Genomic DNA, 19,246 nt, shown 5'->3' with positions numbered 1-19,246 from the left:
TTAGCCGTTATTGCTCACCTTCGGGCGCGAGAAAAGGCACAGGTGCACTGAAGCTCATGGGTTCGCCCGAGTAGGGATGCTTGATGCTGAGGCTGGCGGCATGCAGCAGCAATCTGGGAGCCAATCTTTTTGCCCAGGAGTCGGCGTAGAAACCATCGCCCAGAATGGGATGACCCAATGCCATCATATGCACCCTGAGTTGGTGTGAGCGCCCTGTGATGGGGATCAGCTTGACCAGAGTTGAATAGCGCCCCTTGCTGATCACTTCATAGTGGGTCAATGATGGCTTCCCCACTTGATGATCGACTTTCTGTCTGGGTCTGTTGGGCCAGTCGCAGATGAGTGGCAGTTCTATACTGCCTTGAGTGGCCTTGATATGGCCGGCGACTCTGGCGTAGTAACTCTTTTGGGTTTCCCTGTCTCGAAACTGACGTTTCAGCTCCCGTTCGGCACTGCGCCTCAGTGCCAGCAAGAGCACGCCCGAGGTGGCCATATCCAGGCGGTGAACCACTTGTGCCTGTGGATGTTCGGCCAGGACTCTGGCATAGGCGCTGTCGTGATGGGCCGGATCCCGTCCGGGAACCGAGAGGAGTCCTGAAGGTTTATTGATGACTATGATGTCCTTGTCTTGATAGAGAATATCCAGCCAAGGTTCGGTTGGCGGATTGTAGACAAAATCTGACATGTCATGGCCTCAATGAAAATGGATGGCAAAGATAACCGCGGCTGCAGGTAGATGCAAGCTCTTGGGCGTTGCTGCATCCAGGCTTCAGAGCAGGCTGGGAATTATTCGCACCTGCCTTTGGTTAATTTGAGCGCTTTACTTCTCTTTTACAACATGGGCAATTAGTATCTTAGTGTTTGAATTGAAAATGGATTGATATGGGAAGGCGCTCAGGTTACCTGTTGGAAGATTGGTTGGTTGACCCTCAGATGAGTACGCTGAGCCGCGAAGAGGCTCAAGTGCGGCTCGAGCTCAGGGTGATGCAGGTATTGCTGTGTCTTATCCATCATGCCAACACCCTGGTGAGCCGTGAAATGTTGATCCAGGAGGTTTGGCACGGCGGCATCATCACGGATAACGCCATTAACCGCATTATCGGCTTGCTGCGTCAGCATCTGCAGGATAATCCCAGAGATCCACGTTTTATCAAGACAGTGCCCAAGCAGGGCTATGTGTTGATAGCGAGAGTACGCGAGACGACACTTGATGACGATTCACTGGATGAACCTTTACCGGCAACACTGGCAGACGTCGAGACTGAGCAAAAGATAGCAGCAGGCGGCAGCAAGTGGGGCTATTTGGGCGGCGCCTTCGGAGTGCTGGCGGCGGGTATTGCCAGTTGGCTCTATCTGGCTCCTGTCCAGGAAAAACCCCAGCTTGAGTTGACAGATGTGGCCATCCGGCGTTTGACTCCACTGACTTCGCTCAATGGTCAGGAGGTGGACCCCAGCCTGTCCCCCGATGGCAGCATGCTGGCATTTTCCTATCGGGAACTGAACGCCGATAAGTGGCATATTGAGCTGATGGCGCTCGGCGACAGAGTCATCAAAACCATTCCGGTTGTGGATGATTACAGTCTGCGCTACCCGGCCTGGCGACACGATGGCAAGGCCTTGGCTTATTTGGCATTCAGTGAGACTCAGGGCTGTCGCATTATGGTGACAGAGCTGACCGAAGAGGGGATGCGAAGCCGCATAGTCAGCCAGTGCCATCAGACGACACAGTCGACCAGCATCGCCTGGAGTCCCTCTAACCGCTCGCTGTTTTATGTCGATGCCGAAGGGGTTGAAGGTTTCAAGCGCGTTTTTCTGCTCAGCCTCAGCGATGGTCGGCGTCAGCAGTTGAGTCAACCTCATGTGGTGGGACGCGGTGACTATGCCTTGGCCTTGTCTCCCGACGGTCACAGTCTGGCCGTGCTGCGCAGTATCAACTGGTTCGACACCCAGATCTTACTGTTCGATATCGAATCCGGTGATTGGCAAAACCTGCAGCGGGTGGGGTATCCACTGCGCAGTATCGCCTGGGATAAAGGCGGTAACGCCTTGGTATACCGAGGTGAAGAGGGACAACTTCACCGCTTGCAACTCAAACCCCGTAAGTTAACCCGGCTGACGAGCGTGTTGCAGGAAATCAATTCTCCCTCGGCCAATAGTGCCGGACGCATGGCAGCGGTTGTCGGTGAACTGTTTGAAGAGGAGATCTGGTTTTGGTCATCGCCCTTTGATGAGACTTCCAAACCGCAGCGCTTTGTGGCGTCCAGTCGCCGTGATACCGCCGGTACCTTACGCCACGATGGCAAGGAGCTGATCTTTGTTTCCAATCGCAGCGGATTGCCACAACTATGGCGTCGGGACGAACAGGGCACGGAGAAACAACTGAGTCGCCTGAGCACTTTTTCCCATATAGATGAACTCAGTTATTCAGCCGATGACAAGCTGGTGGCCGGCAGCCTCAACCAACAGGTGTTTGTCCTCAACCCTGAAAACGGTGAACTCAAGTTTTTCCCTCAGCTGGGCAATGTTCGTAATGTCAGTTGGGGGCGCAGCAGCAATGAGCTGCTGGCAGCCGTCAGCGTCGATGGTCGCTGGCAGATAAACAGTCTGCTGTTGGACAGTGGCGAGCAGCAACCTTTGCTGACGGATGGCTTTTCCGCCAAGTACGCCGCCGACGGTACTCTTTATTTTACCCGCCTGTACAAGAAAGGGATTTGGCGCCTGAAACAGGGCGTCGAAGAACTCTTTTATGACCAATACACCCCCCACTTCGGCAGCAGTTGGCAACTGGCTTCCGAGGCACTCTGGTTGCTGCGGCCCAACGACAATGCCATGGGCATTCTCAAGATAGATCTCCACACGGGCAAGAGAGAGGGGCGCGACATTCCGATGGAGAAAGTTTCCCCAAGATTGCTGTCAGTGACAGATGACGGCCAGATTTCGCTGGCATTATTGGGGCCTGCCAATACAGATATAGTTGAAGTAATTAACTGATTTATAAGACATCACCTTTCCGTCACCTTTTCATTATGGTGCTTTTCCCTGCCTGAGATAGCTTTAGGGACAAGGTTGATTGCCTGACCACCAAAGCGCTTGGTTTTTACCCTGAGTACCGGGCCAAAAGGTCAAAGCAATCTCGGGCGCAGTTTGCGCCCACCCATTTCCCAGCAGGAGAAAAGACGATGAAAAGTTTGAATCAGTTTGTGAAGAATGCGATTGGATTTGCGTTACTTTCTACTCTGTTTGCTTTACCGCTACTGCTGGCGTCGACACCCACAAAGGGCAAGGATGAAGTCAATACGCCATCTCTGTGTGAGCCGTATCCAGAGTGTGTGATTTACAAGATCCCCGATGAGTCCATCAATCTATAACCGTCAGTGGAGGCCATCATGTTGCAGGTTACTCTCTATTTGGTTGGTTCACTGAGCGCTTTTGTATTGGTGTACTACCTGTTTTTAAACTTGGTTCTTGCGTCCGAAGAATCAAGGTTGCTCGACCCTAAGGACAAATAACTCTCCCTTTCCAAGCCAAAGGGGCACGGTGTAAACCGCGCCCCTTTTTATTTATCCGGAAGCTTAGGAGAAGCTGTGACCGCCCACATGCATGATGCAAAAGGTCCAGACCACGAAAGCCAGAATACCGTGTACCAGAGCATAGAAGGCCTGATCCAGGCGACGTAGGCCGGCTGCTTGCCAGATAAGGTGCAGGTGCAGTCCAAGCGCCAGAGGGAACAGCAACAACAAGGGATAGAGGGCGAATGGACTGGCATCTCCCAGCAGAGGTCGGGTCAACAACGACCAGAGCACCATAAAGGCGGTGATCAGCGGGGGCAGGGCAAGCCGATACTGCTCGGGATAGGGAAACATTACAGGTCCTTGATACAGCTGAATAAAGGCGGATCAGCGAACGGCTCTGGCTATCAATTGAGCCTTGGCTTGCAGCATTCCCGTTTCTCCGCCGGGCATATGGCCTTCAAAGTAATGTAAAGTCTCGAATTTGGCAAATCTGTGTTGTAGCTCACTCTGATTCAGCAAGAAGTCCGGGTTACTGGGACGGCCAAACTTGGCCTGTTCCTGAGTAAAGGTCTCGTAAAACAACAAACCACCGAGTTTGAGTTGTTTGGCTATCCAGGGCAGCGATGGGCGGTGCAGGTAGTTGAACACCAATACCACGTCGAAAGGTTGAAGCTCGGGCTTGTCGCCCTGCTCAAGGTCCCATTCAATGAATTGGCAGTGAGGAAACTGGCGCCATAGGTCATCAAAGCTCTCGGGATTGCGATCGATGAAGGTAACCTCGGCGCCCTGTTTGGCAAACCAATGGCCATTGCGCCCGGTGCCGCAGGCCAGGTCCAGTACTCTGAGCTCAGGTGTTATCTCAGTGTGCCGCTCAAAGGCTGTGATCAGTTCTGCTGTGTTCATCCCTTGATCTCCTTGCGGCTGTCTATTCTGCGTCTGTGAACTATAGAATAATGCCGCAAGCCCGCGGGTCCGTGTGACACTATGACCGACAGCAAAACCACAGTCACAAGCAACTCGCTCTTGTAGCTTGCCAGAGGAATAAACAGCAGGATCAGCAGCAGCTTCACCAGAGTCAATACCCCTTTGAGTTGGATAAGCCAGCGCCAATCCCTGACTATCTCCCACAGCATCAGGCAACTGCCGCTGGCCATGGCCATTATCCAATAGAGCTGCCAGCTTTCTCTGGGTACCGACAGCAAAATACCGCCACCGGCTCCGACAATTCCCAAAATGTGCAGGGCTCTGAGGCTGGTCTTACAAAGGCGCTGCAGCCAAAACTGCTTTTCAGACATCTGTGCTTTAGCCATGGCGATTATATCTGTGATCCAGAATACAAATTTTCCGTTAGCTTAGCAGCATTCGCCAATTGGCGACTATGCTTGATCCTGTATTTGTCGAGTCTTCTCACATGGAAATGCAGATCCCCAAAACGTTAACTTCGTCAGCTATACGGTACGTTAGCCGTGATTTGTATCAATATGTGACCGACTAATCTGCAAGAGTGCACAGAAATGCGGATAGGTGGCGTCGAGAGAAATCTTTTTGTGACTCAGTTAAATATATGCCTAAAGGGGTAGTGATATCTTCTGCCATGGGAGATATGTCGTGCTACAGCCTTGGTATAAATAACTAAAAAGCAATGTGGTACGAAATAGCTATATATGAGTATGTGAAATAATATGGTGGAGGAACACTCTATGTTCACGGGAGCACTTAAGAAAACAGCACTGGCTGCTCTGATTTCCGGCATGATGGCCGGTACAGCTTATGCCGGCGCAGATGTATTGGCGGATTTTCATGGTGAAATGGGCGGTTGCGATACTTGCCACGTTTCCAAGAAAGGCCCGACCGATGACAACCTGACCCATGAGAACGCCCAGTGCGTTAGCTGCCACGGTGATCTGAAAGAGATTGCTGCCGGTGAAAAAGATCTGAAGATTTCTCCACACAAGTCTCACCTGATCGGTGAAATCGCTTGTACTTCTTGCCACAAAGGCCATGAAAAATCAGTTGCTTACTGTGACGCTTGCCACAGCTTCGGCTTCGATATGCCATTCGGCGGCAAGTGGGAGCGTAAGTTCGTTCCTATCGATGTGCAGAAAGATGCTCAAGACAAAGCTATTGCAGCCGGTCCTCGTGAAACCACTGACGTGGTTATCATAGGTTCTGGTGGTGCCGGTCTGGCCGCCGCAGTATCTGCTCGCGACAACGGTGCCAAAGTCATTCTGCTGGAAAAAGAGCCTATCCCAGGTGGTAACACCAAGCTGGCTGCCGGCGGTATGAACGCTGCTGAAACCAAGCCTCAAGCGGCTCTGGGTATTAAAGACAAGAAAGAGATCATGATTGAGGACACCATGAAAGGTGGCCGTAACATCAACGATCCTGAGCTGGTTAAAGTTCTGGCCAACAACTCCTCCGATTCTATCGACTGGTTGACTTCTATGGGCGCCGATATGACTGACGTAGGTCGTATGGGTGGTGCCAGTGTTAACCGTAGTCACCGTCCAACCGGTGGTGCCGGTGTAGGTGCTCACGTTGCCCAAGTATTGTGGGACAACGCTGTTAAGCGCGGTACCGATATCCGTCTGAACAGCCGCGTTGTACGCGTACTGAAAGATGATTCAGGCAAAGTGACCGGCGTTCTGGTTGAAGGTAAGTACACTGGTTACTACGTGATCAAGGCTGATGCCGTGGTTATGGCTACCGGTGGTTTCGCCAAGAACAACGACCGCGTTGCCAAGTACGATCCTAAGCTGAAAGGTTTTGCTGCTACCAACCACCCAGGTGCAACCGGTGACGGTCTGGATGTTGCCATGCAAGCCGGTGCCGATACCCGCGATCTGGAATGGGTACAGGCTCACCCAACTCTGTCTCCACGTGGTGGTGTGATGGTAACTGAAGCCGTACGCGGTAACGGTGCTATCCTGGTTAACCGTGAAGGTGACCGTTTCGTCAACGAAATCACTACTCGTGACAAGGCTTCTGCGGCCATCCTGAAACAGAAAGGTGCCAGCGCCTTCCTGGTGTTCGATGACTCAGTTCGCAAGAGCTTGAAGAAGATTGAAAACTATGTCCACCTGGGCATTGTTGATGAAGGTAAGACCCCTGAAGAACTGGCCAAGAAAATTGGTGTTCCAGGTGCCGAACTGGCCAAGACTATCGCCAGCTACAACGGTTTCGTGAAGTCTGGTAAAGACACTCAATTCGAGCGTCCTAACCTGCCTCGTGAACTGGGTACTGCCCCTTACTACGCTATCGAAGTTAAGCCAGCTGTACACCACAGCATGGGTGGCGTGAAGATCGATACCAAGGCTGAAGTGAAAGCCAAAGATGGTCATCTGATCCAGGGTATGTATGCTGCCGGTGAAGCAACCGGTGGTGTTCACGGTGCCAACCGTCTGGGCGGTAACGCTATCTCTGATATCGTAACCTTCGGTCGTATCGCCGGTGCTGAAGCTGCCAAGTACGCTAAAGAGCACTAGGCCAAACTAATTCTCCGATAGCACGGAGTCGGGGCGCTTGAGCCCCTCATCAAAAAAGCGGACTGTCAGGAGTCCGCTTTTTTCTTTTTGTTGCGCTGCATCATGTTTCCGGTGAGATTGTCTGTGCCAGGCAAAGACAAGTTTAGGTAATTCACTTACACTTTTAGCTATCATTCCAATTACCGGGTCATAAACAGCATGAAGATAGGTTTTTTCAGCGCCAAGCGTTACGACATGCAGCATTTCAACCGTACCAACGAGGCCTTTGGGGCTCAAATAGAGTACTTCGACGTGCGCCTTTGCATGCAAACAGTGAAACTGGCTTACGGATTCGAAGTGATCTGCGCCTTCGTCAACGACGAACTCAATGACGAGGTGCTGACAGAACTGGCCGTCAACGGCACCCGGATCATCGCCATGCGCTGTGCAGGCTTTAATAATGTCGACCTGGATGCGGCCAAGCGTCTGGGAATGAATGTTGTCAATGTCCCTGCTTACTCTCCAGAATCTGTGGCCGAACATACGGTCGCCCTGATGTTGACCCTGAACCGCAAGATCCATAAGGCGTATCAACGCACCCGGGATGCCAACTTCTCTCTCGAAGGGTTGGTGGGCTTCAACATGTTCGGTAAGACCGTGGGCGTGGTCGGCACAGGGAAAATCGGTATCGCTACCATCAAGGTCTTGCTGGGCTTTGGCTGTAAAGTACTGGCGTTTGACCCTTATCCCAATCCGCAAGTAGAGGCGCTGGGGGCTTGCTATGTCACACTGGATGAGATGTACCAACAGAGCGATATCATCAGTCTTCATTGCCCGCTGACGGCGGAAAACCGCCATCTGCTCAACGCAGACAGCTTTGCCAAGATGAAGCCAGGCATGATGGTGATTAACACCAGTCGTGGCGGCTTGCTCAACGCCATAGATGCCATGGAAGCGCTCAAGCTCGGACAGATAGGTTCGTTGGGGTTGGACGTGTATGAGAACGAGAAAGAGCTGTTCTTTGAAGATAAGTCCAACGAAGTGATCCAGGACGATGTATTCCGGCGTTTATCGGCTTGCCACAATGTGATCTTTACCGGTCACCAGGCGTTTTTGACCGAAGAGGCCTTGGGCGCCATCGCCCACACCACACTGTCCAATGTACAGAAACTCCTCAGCGGTGAGCGTTCGGGTAACGAGCTTTTCTAAGGAAGGTGCGAACAAGTCCCATGTGTGCTCTGCGTCGGCTTACAGGCCTGGATGCAAGGCGTGGTTCGTAGCAAATGGCCTTAGTCCTTTGCAAGAAGCACAACACAGCAGACAGGTTTGTAAGCCACGCCCTTTGGGGCTTTCACAGCAACCGGCTTTCTGCGTTATCCGACTTCGACAGGCCCCGGCATGCCTTCAGTCAGATGCCTTGAACGCCAATTGCTGTGCAAGCCAGAGTGCCACGAGGACTTATTCGCACCTTCCCTAAAGATAAATACTGACACCCGACTCCCCGATTGCTAGATTGAGGTTACCGCATCGGGGAGATGCTCATAGGGAGGTGTCATGCTGGTTACACAGAGTCTTCATCAACTGCCGACGGCAAGCGGCAGCATGCAAACCCGGGTCTATCGTCCCGATAGCGAGGGTTGTTTTCCCGCCATCATTTTTTACTCGGAAATCTTTCAGGAAACCGCACCCATAAGCCGCATGGCTTGTATGCTGGCCGGTCACGGCTTTGTGGTATTGGTGCCGGAGATTTTCCACGAGCTCAATCTGCCGGGCACTGTGCTTGGCTATGATGACAGTGGCAAGGACAAAGGCAACAGCGATAAGCTGAGCAAGCCATTGGAAGCCCACGATAATGATACTCAGGCGTTGGTGGATTTTATTCGGGCTCAGCCCTGGAGCCGTGGCCGGATAGGTGCCATGGGCGTCTGCGTTGGCGGTCACCTGGCATTTCGCGCCGCCCTTAACCCCGACATAGCAGCGGCATTTTGTCTCTATGCCACAGATATTCACAGCGGAGCTATCCCGAGTGCGCCGGGGAATGACTCTCTGAGCCGCTGCCGGGATATTCGCGCCGAGTTGATGATGATCTGGGGCAAGCAGGACCCCCATGTGCCGAGTGAAGGGCGCCGTCTCATCCAGCAAAGGCTGGAGCAATGCCAGACCTTATACAGCTGGCAGGAGCTCAATGCCCAGCACGCCTTTATGAGGGATGGCGATCCCCGTTATGACCCGGCATTGGCACTGCAGATGTATCAGCAGGCGCTGGCGCTGTTTCAGCGCAGGCTAAATTAGTCCTGCTTGGTCAGTTGCTCCGGCTCTGTCTCTTGTGCCTGCGGCGCCGAGGCATTGCTGGGTGCCAGCTTCAGCACGGCTTTTTGCAGTATCAGGTTGTTGGGGTAGGTAACAGTATCGCCGTTGTCGCGGCGGATAAGCACGTGGAACAGCCCCACTTCCAACAATACCCCGGTAATATCTTCATCCTTGTCGACGACTTTGATCCGCTCACCGACTTTGTAGGGAAACACAAAAAAGATCAGCACCCCGGCGGTGAGGTTACTCAGTATCGACCACTGGGCCACCAAAGCCACCCCCAGCACGGCAAATGCCGAAGACACGAACAGTGAAACCTCCTGATAGCCGAGTCCCAGAGAAACGGCCATCAACGACAGAGTGACAAAGAACAACAGATAGCTGATAAAGCGGGTCACCAGGCTGGTACGGGCGGCGCTGACCTGTTTCTTGTCCGCCAGGGTTTGCACCGCATTTTTCAGCGCCCGCTGCAGAAAGAAAAACACCCCGAGATAGAGGCAGGCAATCAGAATATTGTGAGTCATATGGCGTATGCTTCTGTGAGAAATAAGGCATTTGCTGGCATACTAGCGACTTTGTCACAGGGGATAAACTCCCCAACCGAGAATTATTCAAGCATGGCAGATTATCGCACCTTAGTGCAGCAACAGGATGAATGGGGCAGCGTCGCTGTCCTCGATGATGGCGACTGTCGGATCTTGGCCTTCGGCGAACACGACGAGCAGAGCAAACTGTTGAAAAAGGCCCCCCATGTACCGCAGCACACCTATGTGCAGGCCATGCTGCTGGCGCTTTTGTACCTCAAACCCAAGAGTGCCATCATTTTGGGGTTGGGCGGCGGCGCCTTGGTGCATGCTCTGAGGCATTTTGATGCCGCTATCAAGCTGACCGCGGTTGAGTTGCGCCCCCTGGTGCTGCAGTTGGCCAAGAGCCATTTTCAACTGCCACTGTCGAAAAAGCTGAACCTTATCAATCAGGATGCCAATCAGTTTCTGGCCAGTGCCGAGCACAAGAAGGTAGATATTATCTTCGCCGATCTCTACGGCTCTGAAGGGGTGGATGCCGGTCAGCTGAGCCAAGCCTTTATCGAGCAGAGCCTGGCACTGCTCAAGAGTGAAGGTTTGCTGGTGCTCAACTGCTGGAAAGAGCACAGTCAGGACAGAGGCCTGCTGGCTCGCCTGCAGCAACATTTCCCCGATGTGCGGGCCTGCCTCACGGGGGGCGGCAACTGGGTAGTGTTTGCCTCAAGGACACCGAAAAACTTTACCAGTGCCGGGCTCAAACAGGGCGCCGCCGGCTTGTCTGCTGTGCTGGACTGCGATCTCGGCCGCTCTCTCAGTCGCTTCGAACTCTGGCAGTAGGCTAATTTGTAAGGGATTGTTAAGGGCACTAGTCCGTAAAAGCCCTGATGTTATATTTGTCTGCCCCTCAATAATGATAAGCAGTACAAATGAATAAAAACAAAAGATTAGCAGTAAAACTTCTGACCCTATCCTGCCTTATGGGCGCTGGGACGACACAGGCCGAACAGTATGAGTTTGCCACTCAAGTCGCCCCGGCCAACACCTTGGTGATGTTCCAGCATCAGGATGGCACCCTATACTCGGCCGCCGGATTGCAGGCGGATACCCGCAAACAACTGCAGCGCGCCATTGCGGCCGCCAACTTCAAAGGCCAGGAGGGCGAGCTGCTCGAATTGCTGGCCCCCATTGGTACCCAAGCAGAGCGCCTGCTGCTGCTTGGGCTTGGGGATGCTGAACTGACGCCGGGGGAGACAGCCTTGCTGGGGGGCAAGCTGTCAAATCACCTGGAAGCCGTCAAACAACCCAAGGTGGCGGTATGGGCCGCTGATATCCCAAATAGCCAGGGATTTATCGCAGAATTGACCCAGGGGATTTCCCTGGCCAGCTACCGCTATCGTGACTTCACGGCCAAGCCGCGTACCGAAAAACAGTACCATTTTGCGGTCGCCGAGCCCAAGGTAGCCGAGACCAATCACCTCAAGTCGGCAGCGATTGCCGATGGGGTGGCGCTGGCGCGGGATCTGACCAACAAACCGGCCGCCGAACTCTATCCCGAGTCCTTTGCCGATGCGGCCAAGGAACTCAAGCGTCTTGGCGTCAAGATCAAGGTGTTGGAACCCAAAGAACTGGCCAAACTCAATATGGGCGCGTTGCTGGCCGTGGGCAAAGGCAGCGAGCGAGGCCCAAGGCTGGTAGTCGCGCACTGGCAGGGCAGTGATGATGCTCCGGTGGCGCTGGTGGGGAAGGGGATTACCTTTGACTCAGGCGGCTATAACATCAAGGCGACCGGCACTTCGATTGCGCGGATGAAGTCAGATATGGCCGGCGCCGCCACAGTGTTGGGAACGGTCAAGGCGATGGCCGCCTCCAAGGCGCCGGTTAATCTGGTGGGTATCATGCCGCTGGCGGAAAACATGGTCTCGGGTCGTGCAATGATCCCGGGGGATGTGATCAAGACTGCCCAGGGGCTGACGGTTGAAGTCCTCAATACCGACGCTGAAGGACGCCTGGTGCTGGCCGACGGTCTTTGGTATGCCCGCGAGAAATACCAACCACAAGTGATAGTGGATGTGGCGACCCTCACAGGGTCCAAGGTGCGTGCCCTAGGGGTGGAGTATGCCGGCCTGTTCAGTGACTCGGAACCTTTGGTGCAGCAACTGACATACGCGGGACAGCAGGTGGGGGAAAAGCTGTGGCGTCTGCCGCTGGATCCGGCCTACGGCGAAGAGCTGCATTCCAGCATAGCGGATTTAACCAACACAGGCCGTGAAGGCAGCGCCGGAGCTTCTTCGGCGGCGATGTTTCTCAAGCGTTTTGCCGGTGATCAACCCTGGGCTCATCTGGACATTGCCGGTAATGCCCTGGTCAGGAGCGACACTCAACTGGCTCCGGCCGGTGCTACCGGTTATGGTGTACGCCTGCTGAGCCATTGGTTGGAACAGCATAAGTTCAGTGAGAACCAATAGATCAATAACTTGCCCGGGAGCGAAGGGTAATCGCTTTTTTCGCTCCCGACACAAGTTCCTCTGAAAAACCGATTAAGGCAACAGCTTTTATCCGTTATCTTATTTTAAACCCTTTGGTTAATATGACTTCCATCGACGGGCAGCAATGAAGTTGACCCGGACAATTCAAACTGAAAATGGGAGCATACAATGACTCAGTCAATCATCAACTCTGTAATCAAACCCTTTAAAGCTACCGCCTTCCACAAAGGTGAATTCGTTGAGCTGACCGAACAGGATCTGCTGGGCAAGTGGTCTGTAGTTTTCTTCTATCCAGCCGACTTTACCTTCGTTTGCCCAACTGAACTGGGTGATATGGCTGACCACTACGAAAAACTGCAGGCCATGGGCGTTGAAGTTTACTCTGTGTCTACCGACAAGCACTTCACTCACAAGGCATGGCACGATACTTCCGACACCATCAACAAGATCCAATTCCCAATGATAGGTGACCCAACCGGCGCAATCAGCCGTAACTTCGGCGTGCTGGTTGAGGAAGACGGTGTTGCCCTGCGCGGTACTTTCGTCAGCAACCCTGAAGGTGAAATCAAAGTCGCTGAAATCCATGACCTGGGTATCGGACGTAGCGCCAGCGAGCTGGTTCGTAAGATTCAAGCTGCTCAATATGTTGCCACTCACGACGGCGAAGTTTGCCCAGCCAAGTGGCAGCCAGGCGACGAAACTCTGGCTCCTTCTCTGGACCTGGTTGGCAAAATCTAAACTGCCAGTCTGACCCAGAAGGCTCCGAACCTCCCCCTGCAAGGGTTCGGAGCCTCTTTCCCCGCACTATTTCTGTTTTCCTTTAGTCTGATTCTGGAGTCATCATGTTGGATGCGAATCTGAAAAATCAACTGCAAACCTATCTGCAGAACCTCAAGCAACCAGTTGAACTTGTCGTATCTGCAGATGAAAGCCCAAAGTCCAAAGAGCTGTTGGCTCTGGCACAGGATATTGCCTCGCTGTCTTCCCTGGTCAGTGTGACCGAGCAGTCACTGTCCCGTACCCCGGCGATGCAGGTTACCTCAATCAAGGGCTCTGACATACGTTTTGCCGGTTTGCCCATGGGGCACGAATTTACCTCACTTGTGTTGGCTCTGCTGCACACAGGTGGGCATCCCATCAAGCTGGAGGCCGAGCTGATCGAGCAGATCCGCAGCCTGCCAGGGGAATATCATTTTGAAACTTTTGTCTCTCTGAGCTGCCAGAACTGCCCGGATGTGGTGCAGGCGCTCAATATGATGGCGGCGATCAACCCGCGGATCAGCAATACCATGATAGATGGTGCCCTGTTCCAGGATGAGGTTGAGCAGCGCAACATCATGGCCGTGCCTTCGGTTTATCTGAACGGCGAGCCTTTCTCTGCCGGCCGCATCAGCCTGAAAGAGATACTCAATAAACTGGATACCAATGCCTCTGCCCGCCAGGCCGAGAGCCTTAACCAGCGTAAGCCCTACGAAGTACTGGTGGTTGGCGCCGGGCCTGCCGGGGCATCAGCCGCCATCTATGCCGCCCGTAAGGGACTGCGCACTGGGCTGTTGGCCGACAAGTTCGGTGGCCAGGTCAGCGAAACCGTGGGCATTGAAAACTTTATTTCGGTCAAGGCGACTGAAGGCCCCAAGTTGGTGGCAAATCTGGAAGAGCATGTTCGCGACTATGAAGTGGATGTGATGGATAACCAGAAGGCGGTTCGCCTTGGCAGCAATGGTCTCTATGAAGTAGAACTGGAAAATGGTGCCGTACTCAAGAGCCGTACTGTCCTGTTGGCCACAGGAGCTCGCTGGCGGGAAATGAATGTCCCCGGTGAACAGGAATATCGTGGCCGCGGTGTGGCTTACTGCCCTCACTGTGATGGCCCGCTGTTCAAGGGTAAACGGGTTGCGGTGATCGGCGGTGGTAACTCGGGTATTGAGGCGGCTATCGATCTGGCCAACATAGTCGAGCATGTGACTGTACTCGAGTTTGACAGCAAATTGCGCGCCGATGACGTGCTGCAGCGCAAGGCTAAATCTATGGGTAACATCACCATCATCACCCAGGCGCAAACGACAGAAGTCCTTGGTGATGGCAGTCGGGTTATCGGGCTCAACTACACAGACAGAGCCAGTGGCGAGCAGCATAATATTGCGCTGGCAGGTATCTTTGTGCAGATAGGTCTGGTGCCCAACACTGAATGGCTGCGCGGCACTGTGGAATTGACTCCGCGCGGTGAGATCATTGTCGATGAACGCGGTCAGACTTCACTGCCAGGGGTGTTTGCCGCCGGTGACGTGACCAACTCGGCCTACAAGCAGATCATCATCGCCATGGGTAGCGGTGCAACCGCCTCTCTGGGAGCCTTTGACTACCTGATCCGCCATTCAGAGGATGAATCGGCAGCGGCTTGATGGGTTAACCACTCAACAGCCTTTAGCAACACAGCAGCCGGCCAAGTGCCGGCTTCTTTTGTTCTAAGGCAAACCTTTGGTTCAGCTGAGCGTCAGTCTCTTTGGGTTAATTTGAACTGTTTAGGGTCGATGCCGGTTGGTGGAAAATGACCTTGCCACTCGATTGCCTTGGCATTCCAGGTTTGGAGTACATAACAATGTCTGCATCTTATTTGGCAAAGAGCGCCCTGTTGCCTTTGCTGTTGGGTTTGGGGAGTCTCGGTGGCTGCGCCGATATTCTCTGCTCTGCCCGTACCGATGAAGCGGTTGCCGATGGTTGGCAGGATCACAATCAGTGTGTGCGTCAGGCGGAAGACAACTTACGTCGTCATCAGCAAGAACAGCAAAGGCAGCAGGATACTGCGACACGTCAGGCGCTGCAGGAGGCATTGGCGCAGCATAAGTGAGTCTTAGGTTCGCCCATGTATCCACAATAAAAAAACCGGCTTTGCCGGTTTTTTTGCTATCGCCAGAGCCTTGGGAATATCAGGCTGTGGTATTGATATTGTGGCCTATGTTACCAACCGGGCCGGCAGGTTCTTGTGTCGGCGTGGCGGCCTGAATAAGTTGCAGCGCGATTTCGCCTTCGGCTTCTTGTTGCTGCTTGGCCAGCTGCGCGACTTTAACACCGACAGCGCCGGTATCCATATTGACCGACAGCGGCTGGGAGTTGAGAGAAACTGTCATGGCTTTCCTCTGGGTTGGAGAGTCGCTTCGGGACTCGGGCATGATACTGTTATCGGCATCAATAGCTATAACTTTAGCCTAAATCCCGCTTGTCCGGCAAAAAGCCAAGCCACCAATGGGCGACTTGGCTTCTTGCTGCTGCTCTGCACTTCAAGTCGTGAGCCATCAAGCGGCCTTACGGCGGCGCTCCAGCAGTTTTCTACCGCTGACTATCAGGATAGTGACGACTATGGCGCCGATAATCAGCCCCAATGCCAGGGTAACGCTCTGTAGCGCCGCCGGGTTGACCGCCAGGGTGCCGCCCAAGCCAAGCATCATGATGCCGGACATCAGCTTCAGAGTCTGGCCCTCTTTCTCGGTTAGCTTACGTTTACCAAGCGTCATGCTGAAAGCAATCACTATGATGGCCAGTGGGATCACATAGACAATGTTGTACAGCACCAGGTACATATAGCGCTCAAAGCTCGGCAGGTTATGCATGGAGAGCACGCTGGTGTAGATCATAGGGAAACCCGCAGTACACAAGAGTTCATAGGCGTTGGCCAGAATCGCCAGCACTGTGGTGCCGGCTATCATGGTCGCCAGGCTGGATGCGCTGGACAGCTTACCCATGCGCTTTATAAGCCCGGTGCGGTTTTCCGCCGACATGGAGAGGGTCACTTCTCCTTTGGTAACGAAGTAGTCCTTCACGTTGATACTGCCGGCGATCAGCGCCAGTATTCCCGCCGCCAGAATAATCATCCCGCCATCACTGCCGGCCCCCAACAGCTGGAAGATGTTGAGCCAGGCGGTCATAAACAGGAAGTAAATAAAGCCCGAGAAAAACACGAAGATACCACCAACCAACAGCATACGGCTGCGGCTCTTGGCGTTGACCATGATGGACAGCAGGAACAAGAGCACGAAGAAGGCGCAGGGGTTAAAGGCATCGACACCGGCCAGTACCAGCGTCAGAATTGGCAGCGACATGGTTTCAGGTGTCACCACCCCAACCAGAGGCAATTCCACCGGCTGCACTTCGGGCTCTGCCGCCAGAGCCGTGGCATCACAGGTGCCATCGCCACCATCATTGGCGCAGGTGCCAAACAGCGGCGCCTGAGTTGAACCTGTGTTTGCCTGAGTGCTTGTTTGTCCCGGCATATCTTCCGGGCTCAACTGGCCGCCAGCCTGCAGGTAGCAGTTCTTGAGGCGGTTGAGCAGGAACTGACCTGTCACCTCTTCACTGGAATAACCGACTATCGCCTTGCCACAGGTAGCCATATAGGGCACTGAGCGGGCTTCTGTTCCTGTCTCTGTGGCCAACTGCTGCCACAGCTCCTGAGTACCCGTGGCGCCCACCATCACAGAGTGCAGCTCTATCCAGGGGTAGCGCTCCGGCAGAGAGTCGATGAATGGATGCGCTTCAGCGCAGTGGGGACAGGTCTTGGACCAGACAAAATATAAAGGAATTTTGATCTGCCCTTGCTGATCCACCTGTTGCCACTGGATCTGCGACGCCGAATTTTCGGTTGCGGCAAGGCCTGCGCTGAAACTCAGTAACAGGCAGAGAAAGAGGGTTCTTAACATAAGCTTACCTGTGTAAGAGGGATTAAACTGTATCTGAATGACCCATAGCCCGGTTCAGGCTACAAGTACCCTACAAATACTTTACTCCAAGCCCTTGGTATCCATGATAAAGCAGCATCAAAACTGTTAGCAGACTCGAAAAAGTCCCTAAAGTGAGACACATGGACATTTGTTAAGCTTTGAGTAATAAAACCGCATTCGAATAGTGCCATTGTGGTAAGCGACTTCAGTAATTTACTTTTTTGCCGCTAAACTTTTACTCCACCCTAAAAATTTATAGGACTTCTTATGCAGTTCACGCTTAAAACCCGCTTACTGCTGGTCAGTCTGGGCGCCGTTTTGCTTACGGTTGCCGCCCTGGTTGGCCTTTCCTCCTCTTCCATTCGTGATAATGCCATGCAGCGAACCCAGCGCGAGGTCGATCAATTGGCGAACACCTTTGCCGGCGGTATAGGGCAGTGGATGTATGACAGACAAAAAGCGATCAGCAGCATCAAGGGCACGCTGCAGCGGAACCCTGAGGTCAATATCACCCCTTTTCTGATGCAGGCCCATGAGGCCAGCGGTTTTGCGCTGACCTACTACGGCGATGAGCAGGGCAACATGTACCGTCAGGATCCCAGCCTGAATACGGCTGGTTATGATCCCCGGGTTCGCCCTTGGTATCAGGATGCCAAGCGGGAAGGAGCCATGATAATGACGGCGCCTTATGTCAGTGCCACATTGCAAAAGCTGGTGGTCACCATAGCCGAACCGGTAATGAACAGCGGTCGCCTGCAGGGCGTGGCAGCGGCTAATCTCACCATAGATCAACTGACAGATGCGGTGCGAACCCTCAAGGTGCCGGGTGACGGCTATGCCGTGATGCTTGAACGCTCAGGCTTGATTATCAGTCATCCGGACAAGGACCTGAACGGCCAGCAGTTCAACCGTCTTGGCAGTGCCTTCAATCCTCAGTGGCTCAGCGCCAGGATCAGCGCCAATACCCTGGATGAGATGGCATTCGACGGTAGCAGCAAGCTGTTTTACGTGGCGGCGGTGCCTCATACAGATTGGGCACTGATGTTTGTGATGGACAAGGCAAGCATCATGGCCGAGGCTACCGAGCTGGCATGGTGGATGTCTGCGGTGGGCGTGTTGTTTTTGGTGGGCTTTGGTCTGGTGCTGGTATTGGTGTTCAAGAGCCAGTTCCGCGATCTGGAACGTCTGGCCAAGGCGCTCAACGATATTGCCGAAGGGGAGGGGGACCTCACAGTTCGCATCGAGACCCGTAATCAGCACGATGAGATAGGCATGCTCGCCGCCGGCTTTAATCGTTTTGTTGAACGCCTGCACGGCATGATTTCCCGTATGAGTGACATAGCCCAGCAGTTGGGAGGCCAGGCACAGGAGACCCGCCATTCGGCCGAGAGTAACAGCCAGAGCATCGAAGTGCAGCAGGACGAAGTCACTATGGTGGCAACCGCTGTGACCGAAATGGCCAGTGCCACCGAGGAGATCGCCAGCAATGCCGAACTGACGGCACAGACGGCGCAGTCGGCGGTCGGCCTGGCAGGCAGTGGACAACAGCAAGTGCTGCAGAGCCAGGAGTCGATTCGTAGCCTGGCGCAGGAAGTGGATACCGCCAGTCAGATCATCGGCGAGCTCAACGAGCACTCACAGAAGATCAACAGCATTTTGCTGACCATCAGCGGTATTGCCGAGCAGACCAATTTGTTGGCTTTGAACGCCGCCATCGAAGCCGCCAGAGCCGGTGAGCAGGGGCGCGGATTTGCCGTGGTGGCCGATGAAGTCAGGGTGCTGTCGCAGCGCACTCATGCGTCGACACAAGAGATCCAGACCATGATTGAGACCTTGCAAAAAACCGCTTCCAAGGCAGTGAATTCCATGGCTCAGAGTCATCAGATGGCCGAAACCAGTGTGATGGATGCCGAATCGGCCAGTGCCAGCCTGGAGCAGATAAGCCAAGCGATCACCCAGATATCCGATATGGCCAGCCAGATAGCTACAGCGGCCGAAGAGCAAACCTCTGTCACCAGCGAAATCAACCGTAATACCGAGTCGATTCGTGAGGTTTCTCAAACCCTGTCACTGGAGGCCAACAGCGCCACTGTCAAAGCGCAGGAGTTGGCGGAGTTGTCAGATTCGCTGCGCCGTGAAGTCGGCCGTTTTAAACTCTAGCGCAATGCCTAAGGAGGGTGCGAACAAGTCCCATGTGTGCTCTGCATCGGCTTACGGGCCTGTAAGCCACTTCGC

18 protein-coding genes are annotated in these 19,246 nt (G+C 53.8%); 11 read left to right on the top strand and 7 right to left on the bottom strand.

Features of this window, described 5'->3' with window-relative positions:
- Positions 1-7: 7 nt before the first annotated feature.
- A complete protein-coding gene (gene rluA / locus E1N14_RS17905) occupies positions 8-685 on the bottom strand; it encodes a bifunctional tRNA pseudouridine(32) synthase/23S rRNA pseudouridine(746) synthase RluA (protein WP_025008931.1) in 678 nt (225 codons plus the stop codon).
- A 197-nt stretch (positions 686-882) separates the two neighbouring features.
- Here rluA and E1N14_RS17900 point away from each other — a divergent pair, with 197 nt between their 5' ends.
- Both E1N14_RS17900 and E1N14_RS17895 read left to right on the top strand, forming a co-directional pair.
- Positions 883-2,991: a winged helix-turn-helix domain-containing protein gene (locus tag E1N14_RS17900; protein ID WP_025008932.1), complete on the top strand. Its 2,109-nt coding sequence runs from the start codon at positions 883-885 to the stop codon at positions 2,989-2,991.
- Between the two features lie 188 nt (positions 2,992-3,179).
- Positions 3,180-3,368: a hypothetical protein gene (locus E1N14_RS17895; protein ID WP_025008933.1), complete on the top strand. Its 189-nt coding sequence runs from the start codon at positions 3,180-3,182 to the stop codon at positions 3,366-3,368.
- A gap of 204 nt (positions 3,369-3,572) precedes the next feature.
- On the opposite strand, the gene E1N14_RS17890 is transcribed toward E1N14_RS17895, so the two are convergent.
- The 3 genes from E1N14_RS17890 to E1N14_RS17880 are packed head-to-tail and all read right to left on the bottom strand — an operon-like array spanning position 3,573 to position 4,822.
- Complete coding sequence (locus E1N14_RS17890) at positions 3,573-3,863, bottom strand: hypothetical protein (protein ID WP_062793486.1); 291 nt, start codon at positions 3,861-3,863, stop codon at positions 3,573-3,575.
- Positions 3,864-3,896: 33 nt separating this feature from the next.
- Entirely contained in the window at positions 3,897-4,415 is a 519-nt protein-coding gene (locus E1N14_RS17885) for a class I SAM-dependent methyltransferase (protein WP_025008934.1), read from the bottom strand.
- A complete protein-coding gene (locus E1N14_RS17880; protein ID WP_025008935.1) occupies positions 4,412-4,822 on the bottom strand; it encodes a hypothetical protein in 411 nt (136 codons plus the stop codon). Before E1N14_RS17880 ends, E1N14_RS17885 begins: the two co-directional genes overlap by 4 nt.
- Positions 4,823-5,212: 390 nt before the next feature.
- Between E1N14_RS17880 and fccA the strand changes: the two genes are divergently transcribed.
- From fccA to E1N14_RS17865, 3 genes are all read left to right on the top strand, one after another.
- Positions 5,213-6,997, top strand: a complete 1,785-nt coding sequence (fccA, locus tag E1N14_RS17875; RefSeq protein WP_025888678.1) for a fumarate reductase flavoprotein subunit FccA — start codon at positions 5,213-5,215, stop codon at positions 6,995-6,997.
- A 198-nt stretch (positions 6,998-7,195) separates the two neighbouring features.
- Positions 7,196-8,185 carry a 2-hydroxyacid dehydrogenase gene (locus E1N14_RS17870; protein WP_025008936.1) on the top strand — a complete coding sequence of 330 codons (990 nt, stop codon included), beginning with the start codon at positions 7,196-7,198 and terminating at the stop codon, positions 8,183-8,185.
- Between the two features lie 345 nt (positions 8,186-8,530).
- Positions 8,531-9,268 carry a dienelactone hydrolase family protein gene (locus E1N14_RS17865; protein ID WP_025008937.1) on the top strand — a complete coding sequence of 246 codons (738 nt, stop codon included), beginning with the start codon at positions 8,531-8,533 and terminating at the stop codon, positions 9,266-9,268.
- Here E1N14_RS17865 and E1N14_RS17860 read toward each other — a convergent pair.
- Positions 9,265-9,810: a mechanosensitive ion channel family protein gene (locus E1N14_RS17860; protein WP_025008938.1), complete on the bottom strand. Its 546-nt coding sequence runs from the start codon at positions 9,808-9,810 to the stop codon at positions 9,265-9,267. The two genes, E1N14_RS17865 and E1N14_RS17860, sit on opposite strands and share 4 nt — an antisense overlap.
- A 93-nt stretch (positions 9,811-9,903) precedes the next feature.
- Here E1N14_RS17860 and E1N14_RS17855 point away from each other — a divergent pair, with 93 nt between their 5' ends.
- From E1N14_RS17855 to E1N14_RS17835, 5 genes are all read left to right on the top strand, one after another.
- Positions 9,904-10,647: a spermidine synthase gene (locus tag E1N14_RS17855; RefSeq protein ID WP_062793594.1), complete on the top strand. Its 744-nt coding sequence runs from the start codon at positions 9,904-9,906 to the stop codon at positions 10,645-10,647.
- Between the two features lie 89 nt (positions 10,648-10,736).
- Positions 10,737-12,275 (top strand): leucyl aminopeptidase, encoded by a 1,539-nt coding sequence (locus E1N14_RS17850; RefSeq protein WP_062793593.1) that lies wholly within the window; start codon positions 10,737-10,739, stop codon positions 12,273-12,275.
- 189 nt (positions 12,276-12,464) lie between these two features.
- Positions 12,465-13,034, top strand: coding sequence for an alkyl hydroperoxide reductase subunit C (ahpC, locus tag E1N14_RS17845; RefSeq protein ID WP_025008939.1), 570 nt, complete (start codon positions 12,465-12,467; stop codon positions 13,032-13,034).
- Between the two features lie 104 nt (positions 13,035-13,138).
- Positions 13,139-14,698 carry an alkyl hydroperoxide reductase subunit F gene (gene ahpF, locus E1N14_RS17840; protein ID WP_028779455.1) on the top strand — a complete coding sequence of 520 codons (1,560 nt, stop codon included), beginning with the start codon at positions 13,139-13,141 and terminating at the stop codon, positions 14,696-14,698.
- 197 nt (positions 14,699-14,895) lie between these two features.
- Positions 14,896-15,144 carry a hypothetical protein gene (locus tag E1N14_RS17835; protein WP_025008940.1) on the top strand — a complete coding sequence of 83 codons (249 nt, stop codon included), beginning with the start codon at positions 14,896-14,898 and terminating at the stop codon, positions 15,142-15,144.
- A gap of 79 nt (positions 15,145-15,223) precedes the next feature.
- Here E1N14_RS17835 and E1N14_RS17830 read toward each other — a convergent pair whose 3' ends face one another.
- Both E1N14_RS17830 and E1N14_RS17825 read right to left on the bottom strand, forming a co-directional pair.
- Complete coding sequence (locus tag E1N14_RS17830; RefSeq protein WP_025008941.1) at positions 15,224-15,424, bottom strand: hypothetical protein; 201 nt, start codon at positions 15,422-15,424, stop codon at positions 15,224-15,226.
- Between the two features lie 165 nt (positions 15,425-15,589).
- Positions 15,590-16,990: a cytochrome c biosynthesis protein gene (locus E1N14_RS17825; RefSeq protein ID WP_025008942.1), complete on the bottom strand. Its 1,401-nt coding sequence runs from the start codon at positions 16,988-16,990 to the stop codon at positions 15,590-15,592.
- A gap of 288 nt (positions 16,991-17,278) precedes the next feature.
- Between E1N14_RS17825 and E1N14_RS17820 the strand changes: the two genes are divergently transcribed.
- Positions 17,279-19,171 carry a methyl-accepting chemotaxis protein gene (locus tag E1N14_RS17820; protein ID WP_025008943.1) on the top strand — a complete coding sequence of 631 codons (1,893 nt, stop codon included), beginning with the start codon at positions 17,279-17,281 and terminating at the stop codon, positions 19,169-19,171.
- Positions 19,172-19,246 lie beyond the last annotated feature (75 nt).

The sequence above is a fragment of the Shewanella algae genome (genome assembly GCF_009183365.2).
GTDB classification, from domain to species: Bacteria; Pseudomonadota; Gammaproteobacteria; order Enterobacterales; family Shewanellaceae; genus Shewanella; species Shewanella algae.
This window is presented reverse-complemented; position numbering and strand designations above follow the sequence as displayed.